Source organism: Streptococcus sp. S5 (genome assembly GCF_034134805.1).
Taxonomy (GTDB): Bacteria; Bacillota; Bacilli; order Lactobacillales; family Streptococcaceae; genus Streptococcus; species Streptococcus lingualis.
The window spans coordinates 673,205-695,970 of record NZ_CP139419.1 but is presented as its reverse complement, the minus strand read 5'-3'; the positions used below and the strand labels follow the sequence as shown (position 1 = coordinate 695,970).

Annotated in this window: 21 protein-coding genes and 1 riboswitch; of the genes, 2 read left to right on the top strand and 19 right to left on the bottom strand. The window is 41.5% G+C overall.

Translation table 11 applies throughout. From position 1 onward, the window contains the following. Positions 1 to 61 precede the first annotated feature (61 nt). From SM123_RS03190 to SM123_RS03160, 7 genes are all read right to left on the bottom strand, one after another. Positions 62 to 712, bottom strand: coding sequence for a DUF1803 domain-containing protein (locus tag SM123_RS03190; RefSeq protein WP_320909808.1), 651 nt, complete (start codon positions 710 to 712; stop codon positions 62 to 64). A gap of 190 nt (positions 713 to 902) precedes the next feature. Beyond that, a complete protein-coding gene (locus SM123_RS03185) occupies positions 903 to 1,481 on the bottom strand; it encodes a TetR/AcrR family transcriptional regulator (protein ID WP_320909807.1) in 579 nt (192 codons plus the stop codon). Then, a complete protein-coding gene (locus SM123_RS03180) occupies positions 1,481 to 2,182 on the bottom strand; it encodes an MBL fold metallo-hydrolase (RefSeq protein WP_320909806.1) in 702 nt (233 codons plus the stop codon). Before SM123_RS03180 ends, SM123_RS03185 begins: the two co-directional genes overlap by 1 nt. Before the next feature lie 378 nt (positions 2,183 to 2,560). Then, the gene (locus tag SM123_RS03175; protein ID WP_320909805.1) at positions 2,561 to 3,073 is read right to left on the bottom strand and encodes a YiiX/YebB-like N1pC/P60 family cysteine hydrolase; all 513 of its coding nucleotides are present in this window, start codon (positions 3,071 to 3,073) and stop codon (positions 2,561 to 2,563) included. Positions 3,074 to 3,135: 62 nt separating this feature from the next. After that, positions 3,136 to 4,071: a manganese-dependent inorganic pyrophosphatase gene (locus SM123_RS03170; protein WP_003005572.1), complete on the bottom strand. Its 936-nt coding sequence runs from the start codon at positions 4,069 to 4,071 to the stop codon at positions 3,136 to 3,138. Between the two features lie 124 nt (positions 4,072 to 4,195). Then, positions 4,196 to 4,990 carry a pyruvate formate-lyase-activating protein gene (gene pflA, locus SM123_RS03165; RefSeq protein WP_003005017.1) on the bottom strand — a complete coding sequence of 265 codons (795 nt, stop codon included), beginning with the start codon at positions 4,988 to 4,990 and terminating at the stop codon, positions 4,196 to 4,198. A gap of 213 nt (positions 4,991 to 5,203) precedes the next feature. Continuing rightward, positions 5,204 to 7,513 (bottom strand): endonuclease/exonuclease/phosphatase family protein, encoded by a 2,310-nt coding sequence (locus SM123_RS03160; protein ID WP_320909804.1) that lies wholly within the window; start codon positions 7,511 to 7,513, stop codon positions 5,204 to 5,206. A 111-nt stretch (positions 7,514 to 7,624) separates the two neighbouring features. Here SM123_RS03160 and treR point away from each other — a divergent pair, with 111 nt between their 5' ends. Then, entirely contained in the window at positions 7,625 to 8,335 is a 711-nt protein-coding gene (treR, locus tag SM123_RS03155) for a trehalose operon repressor (protein WP_049514292.1), read from the top strand. Positions 8,336 to 8,515: 180 nt separating this feature from the next. Here treR and SM123_RS03150 read toward each other — a convergent pair whose 3' ends face one another. The 6 genes from SM123_RS03150 to SM123_RS03125 form a co-directional block, all read right to left on the bottom strand. Next, on the bottom strand, positions 8,516 to 9,319 hold the full coding sequence (locus tag SM123_RS03150) for an ABC transporter ATP-binding protein (protein ID WP_014713718.1): 804 nt from the start codon (positions 9,317 to 9,319) through the stop codon (positions 8,516 to 8,518). Between the two features lie 9 nt (positions 9,320 to 9,328). Further along, entirely contained in the window at positions 9,329 to 10,222 is an 894-nt protein-coding gene (locus SM123_RS03145; protein ID WP_003005682.1) for an ABC transporter permease, read from the bottom strand. Between the two features lie 10 nt (positions 10,223 to 10,232). Next, the gene (locus SM123_RS03140) at positions 10,233 to 11,210 is read right to left on the bottom strand and encodes an ABC transporter substrate-binding protein (protein ID WP_070588756.1); all 978 of its coding nucleotides are present in this window, start codon (positions 11,208 to 11,210) and stop codon (positions 10,233 to 10,235) included. A 406-nt stretch (positions 11,211 to 11,616) separates the two neighbouring features. Continuing rightward, positions 11,617 to 12,966 (bottom strand): hemolysin family protein, encoded by a 1,350-nt coding sequence (locus SM123_RS03135; RefSeq protein WP_118227907.1) that lies wholly within the window; start codon positions 12,964 to 12,966, stop codon positions 11,617 to 11,619. Between the two features lie 531 nt (positions 12,967 to 13,497). After that, positions 13,498 to 14,979: an AcpB/EbpR/MafR family transcriptional regulator gene (locus tag SM123_RS03130; protein WP_049471761.1), complete on the bottom strand. Its 1,482-nt coding sequence runs from the start codon at positions 14,977 to 14,979 to the stop codon at positions 13,498 to 13,500. Between the two features lie 136 nt (positions 14,980 to 15,115). Continuing rightward, positions 15,116 to 16,243, bottom strand: a complete 1,128-nt coding sequence (locus tag SM123_RS03125) for an AI-2E family transporter (RefSeq protein WP_003008322.1) — start codon at positions 16,241 to 16,243, stop codon at positions 15,116 to 15,118. 74 nt (positions 16,244 to 16,317) lie between these two features. Here SM123_RS03125 and SM123_RS03120 point away from each other — a divergent pair, with 74 nt between their 5' ends. Beyond that, entirely contained in the window at positions 16,318 to 17,109 is a 792-nt protein-coding gene (locus SM123_RS03120; protein WP_024054785.1) for an ABC transporter ATP-binding protein, read from the top strand. 210 nt (positions 17,110 to 17,319) lie between these two features. Here the strand turns inward: SM123_RS03120 and SM123_RS03115 are convergent, their stop codons facing one another. From SM123_RS03115 to SM123_RS03090, 6 genes are read right to left on the bottom strand one after another with little or no spacing between them, the layout of a single operon-like run. Further along, on the bottom strand, positions 17,320 to 19,374 hold the full coding sequence (locus SM123_RS03115; RefSeq protein WP_320909803.1) for a cation:proton antiporter: 2,055 nt from the start codon (positions 19,372 to 19,374) through the stop codon (positions 17,320 to 17,322). Positions 19,375 to 19,386: 12 nt separating this feature from the next. Beyond that, positions 19,387 to 19,641, bottom strand: coding sequence for a hypothetical protein (locus SM123_RS03110; protein ID WP_023918874.1), 255 nt, complete (start codon positions 19,639 to 19,641; stop codon positions 19,387 to 19,389). After that, positions 19,634 to 20,191, bottom strand: a complete 558-nt coding sequence (locus tag SM123_RS03105; RefSeq protein WP_003013293.1) for a tRNA 5-(aminomethyl)-2-thiouridylate-methyltransferase MnmM — start codon at positions 20,189 to 20,191, stop codon at positions 19,634 to 19,636. The genes SM123_RS03110 and SM123_RS03105 overlap by 8 nt, the downstream gene beginning before the upstream one ends. After that, a complete protein-coding gene (locus SM123_RS03100) occupies positions 20,175 to 21,134 on the bottom strand; it encodes a tRNA modification radical SAM protein MnmL/YtqA (RefSeq protein WP_151378672.1) in 960 nt (319 codons plus the stop codon). Before SM123_RS03100 ends, SM123_RS03105 begins: the two co-directional genes overlap by 17 nt. Before the next feature lie 57 nt (positions 21,135 to 21,191). Then, positions 21,192 to 21,842, bottom strand: coding sequence for a phosphatase PAP2 family protein (locus SM123_RS03095; protein ID WP_320909802.1), 651 nt, complete (start codon positions 21,840 to 21,842; stop codon positions 21,192 to 21,194). Further along, a complete protein-coding gene (locus SM123_RS03090; RefSeq protein ID WP_003005658.1) occupies positions 21,832 to 22,389 on the bottom strand; it encodes an ECF transporter S component in 558 nt (185 codons plus the stop codon). Before SM123_RS03090 ends, SM123_RS03095 begins: the two co-directional genes overlap by 11 nt. Before the next feature lie 218 nt (positions 22,390 to 22,607). Continuing rightward, positions 22,608 to 22,757: riboswitch (FMN riboswitch) on the bottom strand. Between the last annotated feature and the right edge of the window lie 9 nt (positions 22,758 to 22,766).

Sequence of the window (22,766 nt, the reverse complement as noted above, 5' to 3'; positions counted from 1 at the left end):
GGAAAGTTTTTAAGATGACTTTGTCTTCAATCCGAGGCTAGGAAGTTTTCCTAGCCTCTTTCTATTGTTTGATAAACATCAGTCTTTCCTTGTCCAAGTCCACTGCTAATTCATATTTGCCTTCATCATTTTTGCGGATATAGCCTAAGATTTCTAAACTGTCGACAAAGATGTCCTTGCGCTTTTGCTGGACTACTTCTTTTTTGAGGAACTTGAGCAAAAAGCTGGTCATATACTTAAGAGCATACTCGAGATTGACATCTCCCAAGATGGCATAGAGCTTTTCTTGATCCTCTGTCAATGGATATTGGTGAGCAACCTTGTAGAAGTAATTGGAAAGGGTCTGTGCATCTCGCGCAAAGTCCGTCTCCTCCACCAAAATCGCTTCATTGGTAGTATTGCGGAGTTCCGTTTGGAAAACTTTGTTTTTTAGTTCCTGATAAAATTCACTGTCCTCTCGGACAAAGACCTCTTGATCCAATTCAACAAGATCAGCTGACTCCAAGAAGGGCAAATTGAGAGTGTAGCGTTTATTTTCTCGAAGGATGAAGCCCGCTTTGATATACTCCTCCATCAGCTTATCCACTGGTTGATCCGGAAATTGGGCCTTAATTTGCCGCAGGATCACATCGTCGTGCTGGTCCAAATAATTGATCAAGTCCTTGAAAAATGGCTGACGTGTCAAACGTGTGGGATTAATGATTGTAATCATAAATAGGTCTCGTTTACTGTTTTATCGGTTCGTTCTTATTGTAACATAAAAATTAGTTTAAGCGAAATCAATACCAAAGGACAAAATCTTCAATTTATGGATAGGCAGGCAAGAGGGGAAAATAAGGCAATAAAAGAACTTAGTCTTTTCAATCCAAGTTTACTGTAGAAGCCCCATAAGTTATTCCAACTCATTTCATTCCTATTATTTTAAAAGAAATAAAATCAGTCAGTAGTTGCTTAATGCGTTCTGGACATTCTTCATTGTCCCTACTGTAGATACTTACTAAGCCATGTAAAAAAATAAAGATTCCACTACGAATATTTAGCGCTTCTGCATCAGATAAGTTTTTCGGTAAAAAGACATCAATAGCTTCTTCCAATAAACGATAACTTTTCATTCTCAATTGCATCAACGGTTGCGAACAATCGCCTGAATCTTCATGCTCTCCACGGTAAAAAATCAATAATTCATAAAAATTACGTTCTCTAAACCCAAAATCCACGTATGTTTGACAGATTTGAAGCAGACGTTCCTTATCATTCTGCTTGGAATGACTGATTTCTAAGCAAGTATGATAGAGGTGAGTTAACGGTTTTTCCGCTACTGCATATAATATATCCTCTTTCTTTTTAAAATACTGATAAATAGCTGTATGTGAACATCCTGCAGCTTGAGCAATCTGCCTGATTCCTACTTTTTGCTGAGATTCTGTCCGGTAAAGTTCCTCGGCTGCCTTGATAATTCTAGACCTTGTATTCTTTGCCATTACAAACTCCCTTTAAACCCATCCGATGCCTCAAAATCTCGTACGGCATCTTTTACCTCACTGCCATGACAAACACTAACAAGGGCCTGCGAATAATCCTTGAGAATTCTTTCACCACTAGCTAAAGCTTGTCTCATATCTGCTGTATATCCTTTCATTGGTGGACGCAACTTCCCACTTCTCGTAGCTGTGAAAAGATCTCCAGCGATTAAAACTTGATCCTCTTCATGGTAATAAACAACATGACCAGGGGAATGCCCAGGAGAAAATAGGGGTTTTAGTCCTGCACTACTTATCAAGTCTTGACCTTCTTGACTTTCAACAGTTATAAAAGTAGCCGGATCAAAAATCACTTTTTCCGTCTCTTTTCTATTAGGAAAAGGTTCTTTGCCTGAAATATAGGGGAATTCCTTCTCACTGATTAAAGTCGGGATGTTCCCAAAGTGCTGTCTAAGATAGAGCAAACCTTTGATATGATCTGGATGTCCATGGGTCAGAAAAATTGCTTCAATTTTTTGTGGGAGTAAAAACTGGGCAGCGTACTTCTCCATTCCTCGCATTCCCGTATCAATCACATAAAAGCGACCAGATGATTCAACTAGCCATATGCTGACAACAAAAACACCCAATTCGAACTCAAACTTTCTTATATGTGGACTGATTTGTTTTGTACGTGTTAATAAACGATACAAGAAAGACATATTTACTTCCTCCTTTGAATTCCGGCAAAAACTAACCAGTGGTTAGTTTTTTGTGAAGTATATCATATTTTATCTGTCTAAACAAGAAACATCCAGAGGATAGTAGAAAAAATACAACTTTTTCAAGTTGTATTCGAACGTAAAATATGTTTTTAAAGTAAAAAATGATATATCGAGACTTTCCGCTGTGAGAAAAGTCCTTGAAACAATTAGGTTTCAAGGACTCGGTATTTTTGAGACCTTAGGCTCAAAACTAAGTCATGGAACTTCCAAGAAGTTCGCTGACGTCCGCACTCATCAAAGGAAAGGATTGAAAAATTATTTTTCTTTAGTTTGATGTAACTCTTATAAACTGTATCAAAGATTCAGATTGTTGTTTCATGAATCCAAATCATCCAAATACCTTTCTTTAAACTGTAGCTGTGGTGACTGGGCTAACTGACTCGGGTTGGTTCCAGGTTGATCCAAAGGAACCGCTAGACCGAGCCCTCTGTAGTAATCTTCCCAAAACGGACTAATCTCCTCTTCCTCATCTCCAAACTTCATGGGAATGGTCTCAAAAATAGGAAGTAGTTCTGAGATGAACTGGGAACAGTAATAACCATCTCCATCCGGATAAAAGGAAGCATTGTAGGGAGCCCCTAAAAGACTCTCTGCTCGCTTTTTGACCTCTGGACAATCAATCTCCGCACAGCGATAAAAGTCATATACTTTCTCAGCTTCAAAGAAATCTTCAGGGGACTGGGCAAGGACGCCACCTTCTACAGTGGCATGATAAATGAATCCGTCCAAAAAGATAGCTACATGGCTATAGTTGCCAGTAGAGGCCTGAATGGCCTGCCCCATTTCTGTGTCTTCTCTAACAAAGATTAAATCACCATTTTCTAGCACGATCTCCTCCTAGCAAAAAAGGAGTCGAAACTCCTTTTAACGATGGGTTTCCCCATTTATCATTAAGCATTAAAGCTTTCAGTCAATTGAGGAACCACTTGTTTCTTACGTGAAACGGCACCTGGAAGGAAAGCGTGGTTGTTTTCAAGTTTGAAGTTGAAAGCTGCTTCTACCTTGTCCATGTTGGCACCAAGAGCCAAGATTTCTGAGTTTGAGTTGACGATATCTGTAATCATCAAAACAAAGTCAGAGTATCCGTTAGCTGCATTGGCAGCTTGGATAGCTGCTTCGATTTCAGCTTGGCGTTCCAAAACTTCCGCAATATCAACTGTGTTCACTTGAGCCACACGAACGTTGTTTCCGTTCAATTCAAAAGTCTTGGCATCGATATCGATCAATTCTTCTGCTGATTTGCTTGCCAAGTTAGTACCAGCCTTGAGCATGGCAAGACCGTATTCTTCTAAGTTGACACCAGCCAATTCAGCCAATTCAGGCGCAATCACCTTATCAGATGGGTGTGTTGTTGGAGATTTCAAAAGAAGGGTATCTGAAATCAAACCTGAAAGCATCAAACCTGCCAATTCTTTTGGCACTGCTACACCGTGTTCTTTGAACATACGGTACACGATAGAAGATGCTGATCCAACTGGTTCCAAACGCATGTAAAGTGGGCTGGCAGTTTCGAAGTTAGCCACACGGTGGTGATCCACTACACCATAAACTTCTACTTCAGCAATATCTGAAACAGATTGTTGGAATTCATTGTGGTCCGTCAAGATGACTTGTTCTGCACCTTCTGCTTTAGCTGATGTGATGACGCGTGGTGCTTCCACACCAAAATAGTCCAATACGAAAGCTGTTTCTTCATTTGGAGTTCCAAGAGCCACTGCTTCTGTATCCAAACCATAAGCTTCTTTTGCAAGATAAGCAAAAGCTACAGATGAGCCGATAGCATCTGAGTCAGGATTTTGGTGACCAAAAACGAGAATTTTTGACATGTTTCTACCTCTTTATTTCATTTATAGATTCACTCTATTTTAGCACGTTTTGCCATTTAAAGAAAGGGAATAGTTGTGCATTTCAATAGAAAAGACAGCTGGAAGGCCCAACTGTCTATACTTTTTATCCTTTGACCCGTTTCAGGTAATCTTGGTAACTTTCTGTTTCCATCAAATCTTTTGCATTTTGGACCCGTTCTTTTGTCGGTGGTTTCACACCCTCCAATTTGTACGGAATTCCCAATTCACGCCATTTGAATTCCCCCATAGTATGGTATGGAAGGATCTCAAATTTATCAACATTTTTAAGGGTTTTAACAAATTTTCCAAGCTCGATCAAGTCGTCATCTCGGTCTGTAAGCCCAGGTACCAAAACGTGACGAATCCAGACTGGTTTTCCAATATCAGATAAGTACTTGGCACAAGCTAAAATCGTTTTATTGGTATGGCTGGTCACAATTTTGTGCCGTTCATCATTGATTTCCTTGATATCCAGAAGTACCAAGTCAGTCACTGCCATCAAGCGGTCAAATTTTTCCAAATAACGAGGCGTATTGCGGAAAGGAAGAGCACAGGTATCCAAAGTACAATGAATGCCCAACTCTTGAGCCTTGGTAAAAAGTGCAATCAAAAAGTCAATCTGCAAGAGGGCTTCTCCACCACTAACAGTGATTCCCCCTTTTTCGCCCCAAAATCCACGATAACGGAGGGCTTCTTCTAAGACATCATCCACCGTCCGCTCACGGGACTTGTTGGTTTCCATTGCCCAAGTATCTGGATTGTGGCAGTATTGACACCGCATTTGACACCCTTGAAGGAAGACAATAAAGCGGATCCCAGGCCCGTCTACTGCACCAAAACTTTCTGTTGAGTGTACCATTCCTGTTACTTTTCCATAGTCAACTGTTTCATTTTCCATTGAGGAACCTCTTCTCTTGAAAACGTTTTATGGTTTTATTATAACACGATTCCATCTATTTTAAAGAGTTTAAGCTTCTTTTTGAAAAGAAACTGTTCTTTTCAGTAGTTTTCATTGTCCTAGTACAGTTTCCAATATGGGACTATCTGTCCTGTATTTTAGGAGAAAAAAAGGAGCCAGCGACTCCTTTTTTAGATCTTTCTTTTGAAAACGTTAGTAAGTCTTTTTCTTCTTATACCAGACAAGACTCATCGTAGCTATTGCCACTCCAAAAAGAGCTAGATAGCTTGTTTCTTGTCCAGTTGATGGAAGGATTTTCCGCTTGCCTGGTGTCTTGGTTTCTGTTGTTGCCTCTTCCTTGTCGTCTTGCTTCTCATCTTCGTTCTTGCCCTTCTCTTTGCTTTCAGATGTTGAACTCTTTTGTTCATTAGCTTGGGCCTGATGAGGGACTAGTTGAGATCCTGTATTCGATGAGGAAGGGCTGTTTTGATCCGTTGCTTGGACTGTATTTCCTTGTTGATCATCCGTCGGCGTTCCTGGAGTTTGTGCTCCACTAAAGTCGATTTGGACCAAGACAGGATCATGGTCTGATGCACGACCGTGTTCCTTCATAAAGGAAGCATTGATATGGACTGGTTCAAACCTTGCTTTAGCTGCCATGTTGTTTGAGATAAAAATGTTATCCAAAACCTGATTGCTTCCACGGTAGAAATAAGAATAGCGATCGCCTGCATCATGTTGGGCCATTAAGTTGGTTAGTTCGTTGCCAGCAAGGATCTGCGCCGTGGTTGAGAAATCGTAGTCATTAAAATCACCCGTCAAAACAAAGGTGGTCTTCGGATTTTGCTTCAAGCCTTCTTGAACGAATTGATGGATGACACTAGCTTGTGCTTCACGAGTTGGCAAGGTATGTTCCACTGCTGGTTGGCTTGCCCCATAAATAGCATCATCTCCGATTTTTGATTTCAAGTGATTGGCAATCACCACAACTGGTTGACCTTTGAATTCAAATTCAACAGCTAAGGACTTGCGAGTATGATCAAACGATGGGTCATTAGGGGCAATCCGAGCTGGATTTTTAACCAGGTGTCCCTTGTCAAATTGCGCTGCCTCGTTGCTAGTTGCTGCCTCTTTTTTGGCTAAGGTTACGCGTTCTGGATTGTAGAGGATTCCCAAACGAATATTGGAACCAGGCTTTCCTCCGTCAGCGCCATCTACTGGAGCAACCTCCGTATACTCATAGCTCTTGCCACCCAATTCCTTGATCCGATTGGCTAGTTTGCGTCCACTTTCAACACCACTGGTCGTTCCGTCATCCACACTACCATTATTGTCCTGCACTTCGATCAAAGTAATGATGTCTGGATTGTGAATTTCATGGATAAAGGAATTGGCAATCAGCGTCACCTTATCCTCTGGGGTTTCATTTTTGGCATTGTTGGCCGAGAAATTTTCAATATTGTAGGAAGCGATGGTCAGCTTGTCCTCACTTGGTTGGGTTTGAGCTGCTTGACGCTGCAAACCACCATCTTGGACTGTCAACTGTTGAGTAGGTTCTAACTTATAAAAGCTATTCCGATACGTTACCACTCCTGTTACGTCTTCTGTAAAGTAATCCTTGGCTTTTGCGACAAATTGATTCCCAACATAAATCGGGATCGTCGCTGTATTTTGCGCATGTGGCCGTAGATTCAGACCTCCAATATTGTTTAAAGGAAGGCCAGTAAAATCTTCTCCCAAGACATAGATATCTCCTTTGTACTGGGGACCAAGGACATGCGGTTTCTTCACCACCGTGAGCATTCCTTCCAGGCTTTCCCAATAATCGAGAGCATCAGTTTCTGGAGCATAAGCAGTCGGATTAGGCTTCACATCTGCTGGCATGCCCTCAGTGATATTCACAGCTTCTGGAAGAGGGGCTGTCCCATCTTTTGTGATCCAAGCATCGACCAGCATGGTCACCGTTAAACTATTCGTTGGTTCCTTAAAGGTTTTCCCAGCTCCCAAGGTAACCTCTTCCATATAGCCTTCCTTGACGGTACCAGTGATTTTCACCTTGTCACCGACTTTCACCTTGTATTTGGAAACAACATAAATCCCATCTGAAGTACGGCTATTCCCATCCGACTCAATATCTTGGGCATAAAAACCATAGCGGTCTGTCTTAGTCACCACTGCATTTTTGATGGCTACCTTTTGGCCTTCCAGTGGAGAGCGTTGCGATTCCCCTTGAATGTCCCCGACCTTAACCGTTTTCTCCTCAGTAGCGTCTGAGGAACTGCTAGATGTCTCTTCTTTATCACTCGAAGCTCTCGTCGTAGCTTCTGTAGTTGTTGTTGTAGCAGAAGTCGAATGATTTGTCGAGCTTTCCTCGCTGCTAGTGTTCGTCACAAGCGCTGACTCTGAAGTCGAAGCTGTGGTCTCGTCTGCAACTACCGTGAGGGCACTGCTAAAGACCCCCAACTGACTAGCCAATAAGGCGGCTACTCCCAGTAGGCGAATCTTTTTACCGTTTTTTCTCATGCGTTTCTCCATCCCTAAAAATTTTTCCTCTTTTATTATAAGGGAATGACTTTGCATTTTCAAGCGCTTTCAAAAATGTTATTCAAAAAAACAGACAAGCGAGTCCAAATCATGAAAAAATACCAACAAATCTACCAAATTTTAAAAGAGCAAATACTAGAAGAAAAATATCTAGTCGGGGATTTTCTGCCTAGTGAGAACGACTTAAAAGAGCACTACCAGGTCAGTCGCGATACCATCCGTAAAGCCCTCAAGCTCTTGCAGGAAGAAGGCTTTATCGAGACTGTTCAAGGAATGGGGTCGCAAGTTTCTAGACAAGCTCACTTTGACTTCCCCGTTTCCCAATTAACCAGCTATCAAGAAATCGTCAAAGCTTCTGGTCTTCACTCAGAAACCAATGTCATTCGTTTGGAAAAAATCAGTATCGATGAAAAAGGAGCTAAAAAGACAGGTTTTCCCCTTCACCGTTTGGTTTGGAAAGTAACCCGGCAACGGGTGGTGGATGGCGTCGCTTCAGTCTTAGATATTGATTACCTAGATAGAGAGCTCACCCCTGGCCTTACTAAGGAAATTGCCCAGCACTCTATCTACCACTATATAGAAGAAGACTTGAAATTGCAGATTGGCTATGCTAAGAAAGAAATCTTGATTTCACCAATCGATAATCGCGATAAAATCTTACTGGATCTTGGAAAAGACCAACACGTGGTGACGGTCCGCTCCCAAGTTCACCTAGCAGACGGTCGGCAATTCCAGTTCACCGAAAGCCGACACAAATTAGACAAGTTTCATTTTGTCGACTATGCAGAGCGGAGAAAATAAAGGAGGCTGGGACAAAAGTCCTAGCCTCTCAATTATTTTTGGATTGTCGAGCAAGACGCAGTGGTTGAGTGGGCTCTACTACGCTGATTTCATCAGCTTTTACAGCCCTACTCAACTGTGCGGAGGTGGGACGACGAAATCGAATTCTAACGAATTACCGATTTCTGTCCCACTCTCATTTTATCCTAATACCAATTCATCACTCACCAGGGTTTCACCACTGTTTTGTTGGAAGAGGCGCATCAAATCTTCAACCGTTAGGTTTTTCTTTTCTTCTCCTTTGACGTCGACCACGACCTTGCCTTGGTAGAGCATGATCAAGCGGTTGCCGTATTCAATCGCATGGTTCATATCATGCGTAATCATCAAGGTTGTCAAATCATGGCTTTCCACGATCTTTTGGGTCAATTCCATGACCATTTCACTAGTCTTTGGATCGAGCGCTGCGGTATGTTCATCCAGAAGCAAGAGTTTTGGTCTAACCAAAGCTGCCATGACCAAGGTCAAAGCTTGACGTTGCCCACCAGACAAATATTGGGTATCTACCTTGAGACGATTCTCTAAACCGATATTCAGTTCCTTCAAGGCTTCACGGAACAATTCGCGATCTTTCTCCCGAACTCCCCAGCTCAAACCACGAGATTTCCCCCGACGTTGGGCAATGGCCATATTTTCTTCAATGGTCAAACGAGAAGCCGTCCCCATCTTAGGATCTTGGAAGACACGCGCAATATCTTTCGCACGCTTCCGAACACTCGTATTTTTAATGGAGTTACCTTCTAGCAAGATATCCCCTTCATCCACGACTAGATTTCCTGCCAAGATGTTCATCAAGGTTGATTTCCCAGCTCCATTTCCACCGATAACCGAAATGAAATCCCCTTCTTCTACTTGGAGATCCAAGCCTTTTAAGACATGGTTTTCATTAACCGTTCCTGCTTCAAATGTCTTATGAATGCCTTCAATTGATAATAATGTTGCCATACTTTTCTCCTACTTATTTCCTAACTTCAATCCGCGAACACGAAGACGTTTTTGCGCCTCAGGAGCGAACAAGACAATCGCGAGCAAGATCGCATTGAAGAGACGAACCATATTTTGATCGAGATTTGGGATCTCATAAATATTTAAGATAATCAAACGGTAAACAATGGCTCCAACCCCGATGGAAAGCAAGCGCCAACCAATGGTCAATTCGTGGATTAAAACTTCAGCGATAATCACAGCACTCAAGCCGACTACGATCGTCCCTGTACCAGAAGTCACATCTGAGAAACCATCATTTTGTGCAAACATGGCTCCACAAAGGGCAATCAAGCCATTGGAAATCATGTAGCCCAACATCTTCATGTTATCTACATTGACCCCATTGGCCTCACTCATTGGAATGTTATCACCAGTCGAGCGCAAAACCAAGCCAAGTTGCGTCTTCATTAAGAGGGTCAATAAGATACAGACGATGATCAAGCAAGAAATACTAATCAAAAAGACTGCTTCTTCATTGGACAAGCCCAATTTCATGACACTTTTGAAAATGGTACTGGCATCGCCAATAGAGAGGTTGGGTACTCCCCCCATGATTTTAATATTGATAGAGTAGAGACCGGTCAAAGTGACAATCCCTGTCAAGAGGGCTGGAATTTTCATTTTTGTATGGAGAATCCCAGAAACCAATCCTGCGATCATTCCTGCCAGAAAGCCCAACAAGGTTGCAAGCCAAGGATTTCTTCCGGCTTGAATTTGGGATGCTACAACTGCTGCCCCAAGTGGAAAGGCTCCTTCTGCCGTCATATCAGCAATATCTAAAATTCGAAATGTTAAGTAAACACCGATCGCCATGATCGACCACAATAAACCTTCTGATAAACTTGATAAAACAAAATTCATCTCAAACCTCCTATTTTTCTACCTTCAACGAGCTAATATCAATTCCAAGCTCTTTAGCCATCTCTTTATTGGTGTGCAATTCTAATTTTTCAGGTGTTTCAACTGCGACTTTGCCGGGTTTCTCACCCTTCATGATGCGAATGGCCATCCGAGCAGCTTGTCTTCCCAATTCCTCATAATCAGTACCAAAGTTGTACAAGCCACCAGTAGCCACCATTTCAGCAGAACCTCCAAAAACTGGCACCTTATGACTAATCGATACCTGTTTTACAGTTTCCATTGTAGAAGAGATAATATTGTCTGTCGGAACAAAGACGATATCTGCTTCTGACATGATACTGTCTGCTGCAGCTTTCACATTGTTACTATCGAGAATTGTTTTTTCAACCACTTGATAGCCTTTAGCTTCAAGGATCTTCTTCGCATTATCTTTTTGGACGACGGAGTTAGGCTCACTTTGCGTATAGAGGATCCCAACTGTTTTCGCCGTTGGAAGCACTTGCTTAATCATGTCTACCTGTGTAGAGATCGCATCTTCTGACTGGTCACTTGTCCCTGTGATATTGCCACCAGGCTCTTTCAAGTTTTTCACCAATTTCGCTGCCAATGGATCGGTCACAGCTGAGAAGACAACCGGCGTTGTTTTAGTCGTATTAGCCAAACTTTGAGCCGAAGGGGTTGCAATCGCAAAGACTAGATCACTTTTCTCCGCCAATTGTTTGGAAATGTTTTTCAGATTTCGTTGCTCTCCTTGAGCATTTTGGAAATCAATCTGGATATTTTTCCCATCCACATATCCCTCTTTCTTCAACTCATCGATAAAGCCTTTCCGTGTCGCATCGAGTGACTTATGGGTGATGTACTGGGAAATCCCAATCCGAAAGACATTGTCTTTTTTTGCATCCTTCAGATGGTGTAAGGTCACCAATGATGTTAACAAAAGGCCTACGACCAAAACTGGTGCCAGTAATTTTTTGACTACTTTCATTTAAAACTCCTTTTCTGCAAAATAAACAAAAAATCCGCTTAGATGATTCTCTAAACGGATGCTGAAATTCTCCAACAAGTTACAAAACCTCGGTCCATTTAGATACTAGCTCTATGGACCATCATCAAAAATCTTAGCCACATAGATACAAACAAATTGCTTGGGTTGTTTGCATCCATGAGATCATGTCTACAAACACTATCTAAAGTAGCTAAAGTAAAATTTTTGAGTTGAAATAGCTTGTTGCTTCATGTTTATTTTCTGCTTTCTTTATTTATGGGTATTATCTTACCTTAATTTTTTTTGGCTGTCAAGATTATTTCAGAAATTTTTCAAATTTTTTGAAAATTCAACTAGCCCTGACAAGAAAAAAACAGAGGCTAGAACACGTCCAGGCCTCTATTTTCTAATCTTCTTTTGATTTGGTTTCTTCATCTTCTTCGACGATTTCAGAAATTTCAACCTTCACCTTGGTCACACGACCGTTTTTCACCTTGTCATTCGTCAAGATCAAGTGTTTCTTTTGACTATCGACTTCACAGCTGAGGCGTTCTTTCAAGGATGGAATCCGCCCAACTTCAGTCAAATAATACCCTGCAATAGTATCCACATCATCACTTTCCAACTCAACGCCAAAGTATTCATTAAAGTCGTTTAGTGACATAGCTCCTTGCACGACATAAGTATTATCCCCAATTTCAAAAACATCAATTTCAGCTTTGTCAGTCTCATCGTCAATTTCACCGACGATTTCTTCCAACAAGTCTTCGAGGGTAACCAATCCAGACATCCCACCATATTCATCGAGTAGAATGGCCATTTGATTTTGCGTATTACGCAATTCCTTCAAAAGATCATCCACAAAAATGGTTTCTGGAACAAACAAAGGTTCTTGTAAAATCTTTCTTAAGACAATATTATCAAAGCCATTGATAAATCCTTCGTTCAAGAGACGTTTGGTATGGATGAGGCCGATGACATTGTCCTTGTCATCATCATAGACAGGAATCCGTGAAAAGTTTTGCTTAAGGATACTTTCAATAATTTCTTTGGTATCATCATTGATATCAACCATGAAGGCATCTGTCCGTGGCACCATGACTTCACGCGCTACCATTTCATCTAATGAAAAGATCCCTTGGAGCATCTCAATCTCGTCCGCATCTAGTGTTGCTTCACTATTGGTCAGCATATACTCGATTTCATCCCGCGTCATCTTTTCATCCGGATCATCGAATTCCATTGGCGTGATACGGCTCAAAAGGTTGGTCGATGCTGAAAGCAACCAAACAAAGGGGCTGACAATTTTTCCTAATAGAATCACAATCGGAGCTGTTCGAACAGCCAACTCATCTTTCAAGTTCATAGCGATTCGTTTCGGATAGAGTTCACCAAATACGATCGAAATATAAGTCAAAAATGCTAGAGATAAAAAGCTTCCAGTTGCAAGAGCCGTTTTAGTATTGCCCATCCATCCAGCAATGACATGACCGAGACTTTCTGCAAGACTCGCCCCAGATAAGATGGTAATCAAGGTGATCCCCACCTGAATAGTGGATAAGAAATGGTTCGGTTGTTCCAATACGCTAAGAAGACGAATGTATTTTTTATCTCCTTCTTCAGCTTTTTGCACTACACGAGAGCGATTCAACGATACCATTGACATTTCAGTCGCCGAGAAAAAGGCGTTCAATAATGTCAAAACAATCAATAAAATAACTTCCAGTAAAATTTCCTGACTGCCAGGGTCTTCCATGGATAATTTCCTCCAGTATATAATATTGTATATTATACCACAAAATAGGAGAGCCTGCATTCTTCTATAAAATTTTCTTTTTTTACCATCAAAAAATCAGGAACAAGTCCTGATTTTAGAATGTAAACATATTGTTTTTTTCACATAAAATAACCTAAGTGACGCTGAAAACTTAAAACAATCTATATAATCAGTTTCATTCAAACCTACACTGAAACTTTTCGCCGTGAGAAAAGTGCTAGAAACACGATTGTTTCTAGCACTCGGGAGTTTTGGGAGTAAAACAGTTTGGGAAACTGTTTTAGCCTGAGCCTAAAAAATTAAAAAGCGAAGGGGTCCAAAATGAATTGAACACGGGCTACGGATCGTGTCAAAAAGATAAGTTTTCCTAGAATCTAAAGATTCTGCGTCAAACTTCCTATTTTGACTTTATCCGCGAACGCCCTTTGTATCTTAATTAGTCATGGAACTTCTTCGAAGTTCGCTGACGTCCGTACTCACCTAAGGAAAGTTTCTAAGAAGGCTTTGTCTTTAGTGTTCTGCACTGGTAAAATCATAAAAGAAGGCATTGAGTTTTTCAACCAGCTCAAGCGATGAGAGACTACTTGTACAAATAAATGGTTTTTTCTTTAATTCAGGCATCATAAAGTTGGCCACCACCACATCTGCATCCGAAGCTTCAATATCATCTACTGTCAGATTGTACTTGATCATCTGCGTAAATTCAAAGTTATCCGTACAGTAGAAATCAAGGAAATCGATCATGGATTTGGCATGGTGATCGTCAAAACGACTGATAATCAAGACCTTAATGGACTTCCGACGGCGCAATAACTGCGGTAAGAGACGTTCCCAGTGAGTATAGACCGTATAGATCATGTGCTTGATGATCTCATCATTCAGATCATGCTTCATGGTCTTCATATAAGTGATGATATGCTCCTTCAAATCATCATAGAAGGCTGGGAAGATGCTCATGAAATCTTCGTTGGTATTGGTCTTGGTATCAAACAAGAGAAACTCAGAGAATAATTCCTTCCGATCGAGATGAGACGTGTTATGGACATGCATCAACATCTCATCAAGATTTTCAATGTCTAAATCATAGGTATAGCATAGATCCTTGAACATATCTTTGATGAGTCTAGTCGATTCTTTGGCATAAGGATCCGTTTCTGCAGCTTCGATCAAGCTTTCTGGACTGAAATAGAAATTCTCTTGAATAAAGATAATAAAGAACTGTTCCAGCACTTTTTCATTCAACTCGACACCCAACTGCAAGCTAAAGTAGCGCAACATCTCCTCGACATTGGTCACCCCTTGATACTGGTCCTTATACACATCATAGTTCGTTGGCATGTCGATGAAGTAACCTTGCTTAATCCGTGACAAGTAGACTGTCAAGAGAACTTTATAAGACCTGAGGACAGAGAAGGTCAATGGATAGCCATAGAGCTTGAAGAAGAAGGTGATCAAATCGGTCACCGCCTCTTCCTTAAATTCTGGGAAAGGCCACTCCATGTAGTAATAACGTTCCGCAAAATATTGGGCATAAAAGAAACGAACGTCAATCTCATCCCCGACAAGATTCAAGGGTTTCAAATCAATCTTTACATTGTATTTGGTTTGAAGCTTCTGATTAATCGTCCGAATCAAGCGGTAGAAAGATTGGTAACTCAAATCAAACTTTCTGCAAATATATTCATTGGAAACATCCTTGTTGAAGAAAAGATATTCAATCAAGGCGAAGGCTTGTGATTCTTTAAAAAAGTGATGATAGATCACTTCTAGTCCAACCGAATCCTCATAACTGATCTTGATCCCATTGGTGGACGATTCAATTAAAAAGTCATCAAATGTACTACGAAGATTAGACAAATCTTCTTTTAACGAACGTTCTGTACAATCCAAACGCTTGGCCAACTCTTTCAAGTGGAACCATCTTTTTTCCTTAATCAAGATTTCCAATAATTGCAATTGGCGTCTCTGTTTTTTCGATAAGAGCAGTCTCATCTTTTCCTACCTTTTCATATTTTCTTTCAAAATCACTTATATTTTAACACATTTCATAGCACTTGTTGACTTTTTTCCAGCATTTTTTCAAAAAACTGTACAAAAAAGACTCCAAGGCCCATATAGGCGCTAGAGTCTATGATTTATTAATGATACCAAATTCTTCTTTTTTCTTCTGCTCCTTAGCAGCACGGTGGTTATCATAAAGATTCACCAAGAATTTTACAATTTCTTTTCCAATCGAATAAACTGGAATCGCAACGACCATCCCGATAATGCCGTAGATATTACTTGAGAGCAATAAGAGAACCATAATGGTAATCGGGTGAACCTTCATCACGCCTCCAACGATACGCGGATAAAGAATATTCCCATCAATCTGCTGGATAATCAACATGTAAATGACTGCTTTGATCATCATATCCATATCTGTGAAGGCATAGGTGATGATCATCGGAATCAACCCGATGGTTGGTCCTACATATGGAATGAGATTGGCCAATCCAGAAAAAATGGCAAAGACCAAAGCGTACTTCAATCCAATAAAACTATAGCCAATGTAGGCTAGGGTTCCAATGATAAAGGCATCGATCGAAATCCCACTAATATAGCGAGAGACCGTTTCATTCAAACTAATCAAGAGGCTTGAAATGTGGAGTTTGTCATTGCGTAAAATGGTCCGCTCCAACATCGGTAATAACTTCTTCCCATCGACCAAGAAATAAACCAAGAAGACGGGGGTCATGATCAAAATAAAGACCGTATTGACAATGGTGTTAACCACACTTCCTAAACTGTTGGTCACACTATTCAAGAGATTTTGTAGGATATCCATATAAGAGAGATTCAACTGCTGAATCGTCGACTGGATATTCACATTCTGGAACAAAGGATTGGTCGAGAGTTTTCGAACCAAACTTTGAACTTCCCAGTAAAGTCCTTGAGTCGAATTGATCAAGCTGGTTAACTGATTGATCAAGATAGGGAGCAGATAAAAGATCCCTAAGCCAATGATCCCAAACAAGAGGACTAAGGTGATCAAAATTCCAAACACACGCTTGATTTTTAAATGTTTTTCCAACAATTCAACAATCGGATTGGTAATGTAATATAAAAAACCTGCAATTAAAAATGGTAAGAGGATGGTATTCAGAACAGATACAAATGGAGAAATTAAAGTCCCCATTGATTTCCAAATATAGAAAATCACCGTCAATAATAAGATCTCACATGTCCAGAATAACAATTTACTATTTCGAAACATTCCTTACCTCCTGTTTTCTATTCTACCATATTTTATGATAGAATAAAGGAGATTTTAATCAAAAGGATGAAGTTATGAATAATTTGATTGAACTACAAGACGTCAATTTGATCCGCAATGGAAAAGCCCTTTTAAAAGAGATTAATTGGCAAGTGAAAGAAAATGAATGTTGGGCCATTTTAGGCCTCAATGGGGCAGGAAAATCGACCCTCCTCAAACTTCTCATGTCTGAATACTGGGCTAGTTCTGGCCAGGTAACGGTCCTTGGAACCCGCTTTGGAGAAGGGGGTATTCCTGAGTTACGTAAGCGTATTGGGATCGTTAGCTCCTTTATTTCAGAAAGACTGCCAGAACATCTTTTGACAGAACAAATTGTCCTAACTGGTCAATACAAGAGTAGTATCTTATATGCTGCTTACGGGGAGGAAGAACTAAACTGGGCACGGGATATGCTAACTTCAATTGGAGCTAGCTCTTTGATCGGTCGCAAATACCGGGAGCTCTCCCAGGGAGAAAAGCAGACGGTCCTCATTGCACGAAGCCTCATGGACCAGCCAGATCTGATCATTTTTGACGAAGCTTCTAGTGGATTGGATCTCTTTGCCAGAGAAAAGCTCCTCCGTCAGATCCATCATATCAAACAACTGGATCACGCACCTACCATGATCTACGTCACCCACCATGCCGAGGAAATTACAACAGACATGACCCATGTCCTCTTACTCAAACATGGCCAAGTGGTCGAGCAAGGACCAAAGGAAAAGATCCTAACTCCCCATGTCCTAAGCCAATTTTATGAAGCACCAGTATCCCTTATTGATCTTGGTGACGAGCGACTCTTTGTCAAACCAGAAATCGCACACTGAAAAGAAAGTAAATAAAGCAAAAGAGAGTGGGACAGAAATCGGTAATTCGTTAGAATTCGATTTCGTCGTCCCACCTCCGCACAGTTGAGTAGGGCTGTAAAAGCTGATGAAATCAGCGTAGTAGAGCCCACTCAACCACTGCGTCTTGCTCGACAATACAAAAATAATTGAGAGGCTAGGACTTTTGTCCCAGCCTCTTTTACTCTTATCTCAACGATTCCGTGCATACTCGATCAAATCGTATGGAAGCGTATTGGCACTTTCTCTTAGGGAGTAGCTTTCTAATTCATTGACATTTTGTCGCATACGTCGCGCTTGCTTGGCAGTAATCAGGTGTTGCGCTTCATATTCAAAAATAATCTTACGCTCCAAATAATAGCCTCTCAACATTTCATCGATATTATTTGGTTTCACGCGATTAATAACCCGCTCCACAAAGGCCCCACTGGTAATAATAGCTGTCTCTCTCAGACGAGATTCTTGTAGGAAAGAAATCAAACTGCTCCGATAAACCCCCTTGAGGTCTTCCAAACTTTCGATGATGATTTCCGTATTGGCCAGATAAAGGGCCGCAATCTGGTCATAATCAATGGCCTCTAACTTGCTGTCTTCTCGGGTCCACCAGTTTCGCAAGCCAGACCCAAAAGTTAAGATCTCATGGACTAATAAACGCAAAAGGCGGAAAGACACCAAGAGGTAATAGGTTAAGCGAGACGAAAGATTGCGATTGACACGTTGCTCCATATTGCGAAGATAACGTTGGTAGACGCGGTAGCCCCGCTCTCGAATCTTCCCTTCTTCATAGGCTTGTTCCAAGCCGTCACTTTCAATACTCAAAATCAGGAGCTTCAACTGTTCCCAGTCCTTTTGAATGAGCCTGTTTTCTTGGACCAGAATCAAGTTTTCTATGCGACCATGGTAGTTATCAATCGCCGCATACAAGGGTCCCTTGTGCTTGCTATTCTTTAGGTCTGCTTCTAATTCCATGACGACATCATTTAAAATCGCGATCTGCATCAGGTAGTCATTGGTTTCTTCCTTGTCTTCTGATAATTTTGGAAGTACCACTAAGCCAGCAATAAAGCTGACAAGGGTAACTCCTGCCACTAAAAAGAGTAGGATAGGGTATTCTTTTTCGATCTTGGTTGGAATCAAAAGAATCGTCGCAATCGAAACCGTTCCCTTCACACCCGAAAAGGTCAGCAATAAGGCATCTTTTAGATAATTTCTCAACGATTTTTTTAATCGAACAGTTCGGTACCAATAAAAGAGGTAAACCATGACAAAACGAATCAAAAAGAGCAAGGCTGTCAACAAAAAGACAGAAAGAACTAAAAGCAGATTATTGTAAATGGGACTACTTAAGATGGGCTTGGAAATCATTTCCAATTCCATTCCTAAGATGACAAAGACCGACCCATTTAAGATAAAGTTGACCGTATTCCAGACAGTATGACTCACAGTATCTACCCGCGCTTCAAGGAGGGTAATGTGCTTAAAGCGACTGGCTTTTAGGATTCCTGACACAACTACTGCAATGATACCAGAGACATGGAGTTCTTCTGCTAAGAAGAAGGTCAACAAAGGGAGACTCAGTTCTAATAACAATTCACTAGCAATATCACTGGCGCGAACACTCAAGAGCAAGGTTTGCAGCCACCGGTTCACAAAGGCCGTCAAGATCCCCACCGCAAATCCTCCAATAATGGAGATTCCTAAGGAAATCCCTGCCTCTCCAAGAGAGAAACTCCCGGTCGCAAGAGCTGCCAAGGCCACTCGAAAGGCGACTAGACCAGAGGCATCATTTAGTAATCCTTCGCCTTTTAAGATATTCGAAACCCGCTTTGGAAAGCTAAAGCGCTCAGACAGGGAAGCAAAGGCTACTAAGTCTGTAGGCCCAAGGGCTGCCCCCACGGCCATACAGGCTGCTAATGGAAGGCTCAGCCACAAAGAGTGAGCTGCCCAGCCCAAACTAATGGTTGAGATAAAAATCACTGGAAAAATCAAATAGAGGATGACCCGCCAGTGCTTTAAAACAGAAGTAATATCTGCTTCTTCTGCTTCTCGAAATAAGAGAGGGCCAATGACCAAGGCCAGAAAGAGCTCGGTATCCAGATGAAAATTTTCTTCTGGCACAAAGAGAGCCCAGCCAATCCCTAGTAAAATTTGAATCAAGGGTAGAGGAAGACTCGGCACAAGTTTATTCGTGGCATTTGAGACGATCAAAATCATCGAAAAGATCACTGCATAAAGGAGTAGTTCCATATCACTCCCTCCCTAGCGTTCTTGGCAGCAGGTCTCAAATTGCTGTTTTAACTCCGCAATCTTTTGGTCTGTCTTGGTTACATCCTTGTGCTCAATCTTCTTTTGGCACCGTTCCATCTCAAGCGAAACCAATTTCTTTTTTATTTTGAGCATCTTTTTGGTCATATGGGCTTCATCATAAAAACCTATTGCACGCTCGTGGATGGTTGATTCGACAAAATGATGTCTTAATCCTTCGATTTTATTCTTTAAATATTCTTTATCCATGACGGTAGCTTTCTAATTTTTCGATCATGACCAAAAACGGTGGCTGATTCACTTGATTCAGTGTCCGGTAGATGGTCGCTGTATAGTCTTTTTGAGGAAGCTGACTGACAAAATCCAGCACTGCATCACGCTCGATGTCTCCTCCCTCATGACCATAATAGATCATAATAGCCATTCGCCCACCTTTTTCTAGGCGAGCACAGATTTTTTCCATCGCTTCAATCGTGGTAGCTGGAAGAGTAATGACCGATTTATCTGCAGATGGTAGATAACCCAGATTAAAAATAGCTGCTTTGAGGGTCTCCACATATTGGTCCACATGCTGGTGGCCATCCAAAATCAACCGGACATGTTGAAGTCCCAACTTTTCCAATCTTTCTTGGGTATTTACAAGGGCCTGCTCTTGAATATCAAAGGCATAGACCTGGCCTGCTAGTTGGGCTAAAAAGGCCGTATCATGTCCATTTCCCATGGTCGCATCCACCACCACATCTTCTTTGGTGATGACTTCTGCTAAAAACTGATGGGCCATTTCAAGTGGTCGAAGCATCGGCAGTCTCCTTTTCTTCTAGCTTACATCCTTGGGTACTTCCACGGCGACGCATTTCAGTTTCAATGGCGTTTAGGACTTCCCATTTGTTGAGGCTCCACATAGGGCCAATCAACATATCCCGTGGCGCGTCCCCTGTAATCCGGTGGATGACAATGTGTTTGGGGATGATCTCCAACTGGTCACAGATGACCTTGACATACTCCTCCTGGCTCATAAGTTGAAGTCGTCCTTCATGATAGTCCCGTTGCATCCGTGTATTGGTCATCAAATGCAAGAGGTGCAACTTGATGCCATCAATTTCATTATCGGTCACACAACGGCGAACATTTTCCACCATCATCTCATGGGTCTCCCCAGGAAGGCCATTGATCAAATGGGAGACGATCTCTGCCTTGGGCACCTGTTGGCGAATCCGCTTGACTGTTTCAACATAGAGGTCATAACTATGGGCCCGATTGATCAATTCAGAAGTCGCTTCATAAGTCGTCTGAAGGCCCAACTCAATCGTCACATGCATGCGCTCTGTCAGCTCTGCTAGGTAGGCCAAGGTCTCATCTGGTAAACAATCCGGACGCGTACCAATGTTGATTCCTACCACTCCTGGTTCATTGATGGCCTGTTCATACCGCTCTCGAATGACTTCCACTTTATCGTGGGTATTGGTGAAGTTTTGAAAATAGACCAGATACTTCTTCACATCTGGCCATTTCCGATGCATAAAATCAATCTCTTTGTAAAACTGTTCTCGGATTGGAGCTTCTGGAGCCACAATGGCATCTCCTGAACCCGAGACCGTACAAAAAGTACAGCCACCGTGGGCGACTGTTCCGTCTCGATTAGGACAATCAAAGCCTGCATCAATTGGGACTTTAAAGGTCTTTTCTCCAAATAAGGTTCGATAATAATCATTCAAGGTATTGTAGGATTTCATACCCTTCATTATAGCAAAAAAAGAGTCGAACTCAAAACGCGAGTTCGACTCCTAGTTGTTAGATACTTATTTTTGCTTGCCAGTAAAGCGCCATTGAAATCGCAAGCGATCATACAAGGGATACTCAAACTGTAAGACAGCAAGACCCAAAATCATACTGCCGAGAACGTCTGATGGGTAGTGGACCCCGACATAAACGCGGGAAACCACAATGGTCACGATTCCCAGAACCAGCAAGCCTTGAAGGCAATAGCGGGCTGTTTTATGTTTTACATGTTGGCTGATGATGATGATCAAACTTCCCAAAACAAGGGTAGACGCCAGTGAATGACCACTCGGGAAAGAAAAGCCTTTTTCCTCTACTAGATGAAGAATACTTGGTCTCGGTCTCTGGTAGATATTCTTTAGAAGAAGAACCAAAAGACCAGTCAATACCAGATTGCTTCCAAGGAAGAGGGTCTCACTGTACCATTTCTTATAGGCAAAGACCGCTAGCAGAAGACCCACCCAGATGACAATGATCTTGGTATCCATGACATGGGTCACCTTGGTAAAGAAGACCGTCAGTGTTGCAGGCAGATCGCCTCGAATAGCAGATTGAATGGTGCTATCAAAGCCTGTTAATTGTTGCGGGTAAAAGCGAATCACATACCCAAGAATGACAAAAATGAGAAGGGCGAAGCTTGCCTTCGCCCAATGTTGTTGTTTATTTTTCATATTTTTTCAAAATCGGTTGCAATAAGGTATAGATCAACCCAAATGCGATGGCCCAAATCACCCCTTCGATCAGGTTAAACGGTGCAACCATTGCGGCTAAATAGTGGACAAGCCCTAGTGTTTTCGAAATATCATAGTTCATAAAACGAGCATATAAAGGGATTGCATAGACATAGTTTACCAATACCATCGTGATACTCAAGCTGATCGTTCCAACAATCGTTGCCAGGACAAATCGACCATGGGTCCGTTCCTTGTTCCAAATCCATGCAAAAGCAAGAACAAAAACAAGAACTCCAATGATATTGATTGGTAATCCGATCAAGGTTTCAAGCCCCTTATTATTGAGGGCTAATTTAAGGACAGATCGGATCAAGGTCACCCAAACGGCACTTTTAAAATCCAACAGGACCAAGGCCAACAAAATGGCGATAATACTCAAATCAATTTTGAAGAAATCTATCAAAAAAGAAAATTGATAGAACATCAAAATAAAAGATAAAGCGGATAAAACAGCCACTAGGGTCAGTTTACGTGTATTTGTCATAACAGGTTCCTCCAATTTTTTTAAAAATTAGAGAAGCTGGAAAGACGTCTACCCCATCATTCTACTCTAAACTATTTAAACAAAGCTTAAACTAGAAACTATTCTAGTTACTTTAGCTGATCTCCATCGAAACATGCCGTTAGTCAGTCCCAGCCACTAACGTTTTATTCCCATGCATCAGCTCTAAACAGATCAGAATAGCTGTCAGTCTATTCGTCTCTCGTCTTCTCCCATCCAGACTATACTGTCGGTTGTGGAGTCACACCACATCAGCTTGCGCTCGCGGACTTCTTTTAGAGCATGGAAAAGAACATTTCCTAGTAAAAGTCACCGCCGGTCGGGAATTACACCCTGCCCTGAAGACCCTTTTATGATAA

What these genes read in the sequence shown, in the direction of transcription:
- SM123_RS03105 (WP_003013293.1), bottom strand. Translation starts at nt 20,191, where the DNA reads ATGCTTCGACCACTTGAAATGGCCCATCAGTTTTTAGCAGAAGTCATC.
- SM123_RS03095 (WP_320909802.1), bottom strand. Translation starts at nt 21,842, where the DNA reads ATGAAAAATAAACAACAACATTGGGCGAAGGCAAGCTTCGCCCTTCTC.
- SM123_RS03135 (WP_118227907.1), bottom strand. Translation starts at nt 12,966, where the DNA reads ATGGAAGACCCTGGCAGTCAGGAAATTTTACTGGAAGTTATTTTATTG.
- pflA (WP_003005017.1), bottom strand. Translation starts at nt 4,990, where the DNA reads ATGGAAAATGAAACAGTTGACTATGGAAAAGTAACAGGAATGGTACAC.
- SM123_RS03145 (WP_003005682.1), bottom strand. Translation starts at nt 10,222, where the DNA reads ATGAATTTTGTTTTATCAAGTTTATCAGAAGGTTTATTGTGGTCGATC.
- treR (WP_049514292.1), top strand. Translation starts at nt 7,625, where the DNA reads ATGAAAAAATACCAACAAATCTACCAAATTTTAAAAGAGCAAATACTA.
- SM123_RS03125 (WP_003008322.1), bottom strand. Translation starts at nt 16,243, where the DNA reads ATGTTTCGAAATAGTAAATTGTTATTCTGGACATGTGAGATCTTATTA.
- SM123_RS03090 (WP_003005658.1), bottom strand. Translation starts at nt 22,389, where the DNA reads ATGACAAATACACGTAAACTGACCCTAGTGGCTGTTTTATCCGCTTTA.
- SM123_RS03185 (WP_320909807.1), bottom strand. Translation starts at nt 1,481, where the DNA reads ATGGCAAAGAATACAAGGTCTAGAATTATCAAGGCAGCCGAGGAACTT.
- SM123_RS03100 (WP_151378672.1), bottom strand. Translation starts at nt 21,134, where the DNA reads ATGAAGGGTATGAAATCCTACAATACCTTGAATGATTATTATCGAACC.
- SM123_RS03180 (WP_320909806.1), bottom strand. Translation starts at nt 2,182, where the DNA reads ATGTCTTTCTTGTATCGTTTATTAACACGTACAAAACAAATCAGTCCA.
- SM123_RS03110 (WP_023918874.1), bottom strand. Translation starts at nt 19,641, where the DNA reads ATGGATAAAGAATATTTAAAGAATAAAATCGAAGGATTAAGACATCAT.
- SM123_RS03150 (WP_014713718.1), bottom strand. Translation starts at nt 9,319, where the DNA reads ATGGCAACATTATTATCAATTGAAGGCATTCATAAGACATTTGAAGCA.
- SM123_RS03190 (WP_320909808.1), bottom strand. Translation starts at nt 712, where the DNA reads ATGATTACAATCATTAATCCCACACGTTTGACACGTCAGCCATTTTTC.
- SM123_RS03115 (WP_320909803.1), bottom strand. Translation starts at nt 19,374, where the DNA reads ATGGAACTACTCCTTTATGCAGTGATCTTTTCGATGATTTTGATCGTC.
- SM123_RS03120 (WP_024054785.1), top strand. Translation starts at nt 16,318, where the DNA reads ATGAATAATTTGATTGAACTACAAGACGTCAATTTGATCCGCAATGGA.
- SM123_RS03170 (WP_003005572.1), bottom strand. Translation starts at nt 4,071, where the DNA reads ATGTCAAAAATTCTCGTTTTTGGTCACCAAAATCCTGACTCAGATGCT.
- SM123_RS03140 (WP_070588756.1), bottom strand. Translation starts at nt 11,210, where the DNA reads ATGAAAGTAGTCAAAAAATTACTGGCACCAGTTTTGGTCGTAGGCCTT.
- SM123_RS03130 (WP_049471761.1), bottom strand. Translation starts at nt 14,979, where the DNA reads ATGAGACTGCTCTTATCGAAAAAACAGAGACGCCAATTGCAATTATTG.
- SM123_RS03160 (WP_320909804.1), bottom strand. Translation starts at nt 7,513, where the DNA reads ATGAGAAAAAACGGTAAAAAGATTCGCCTACTGGGAGTAGCCGCCTTA.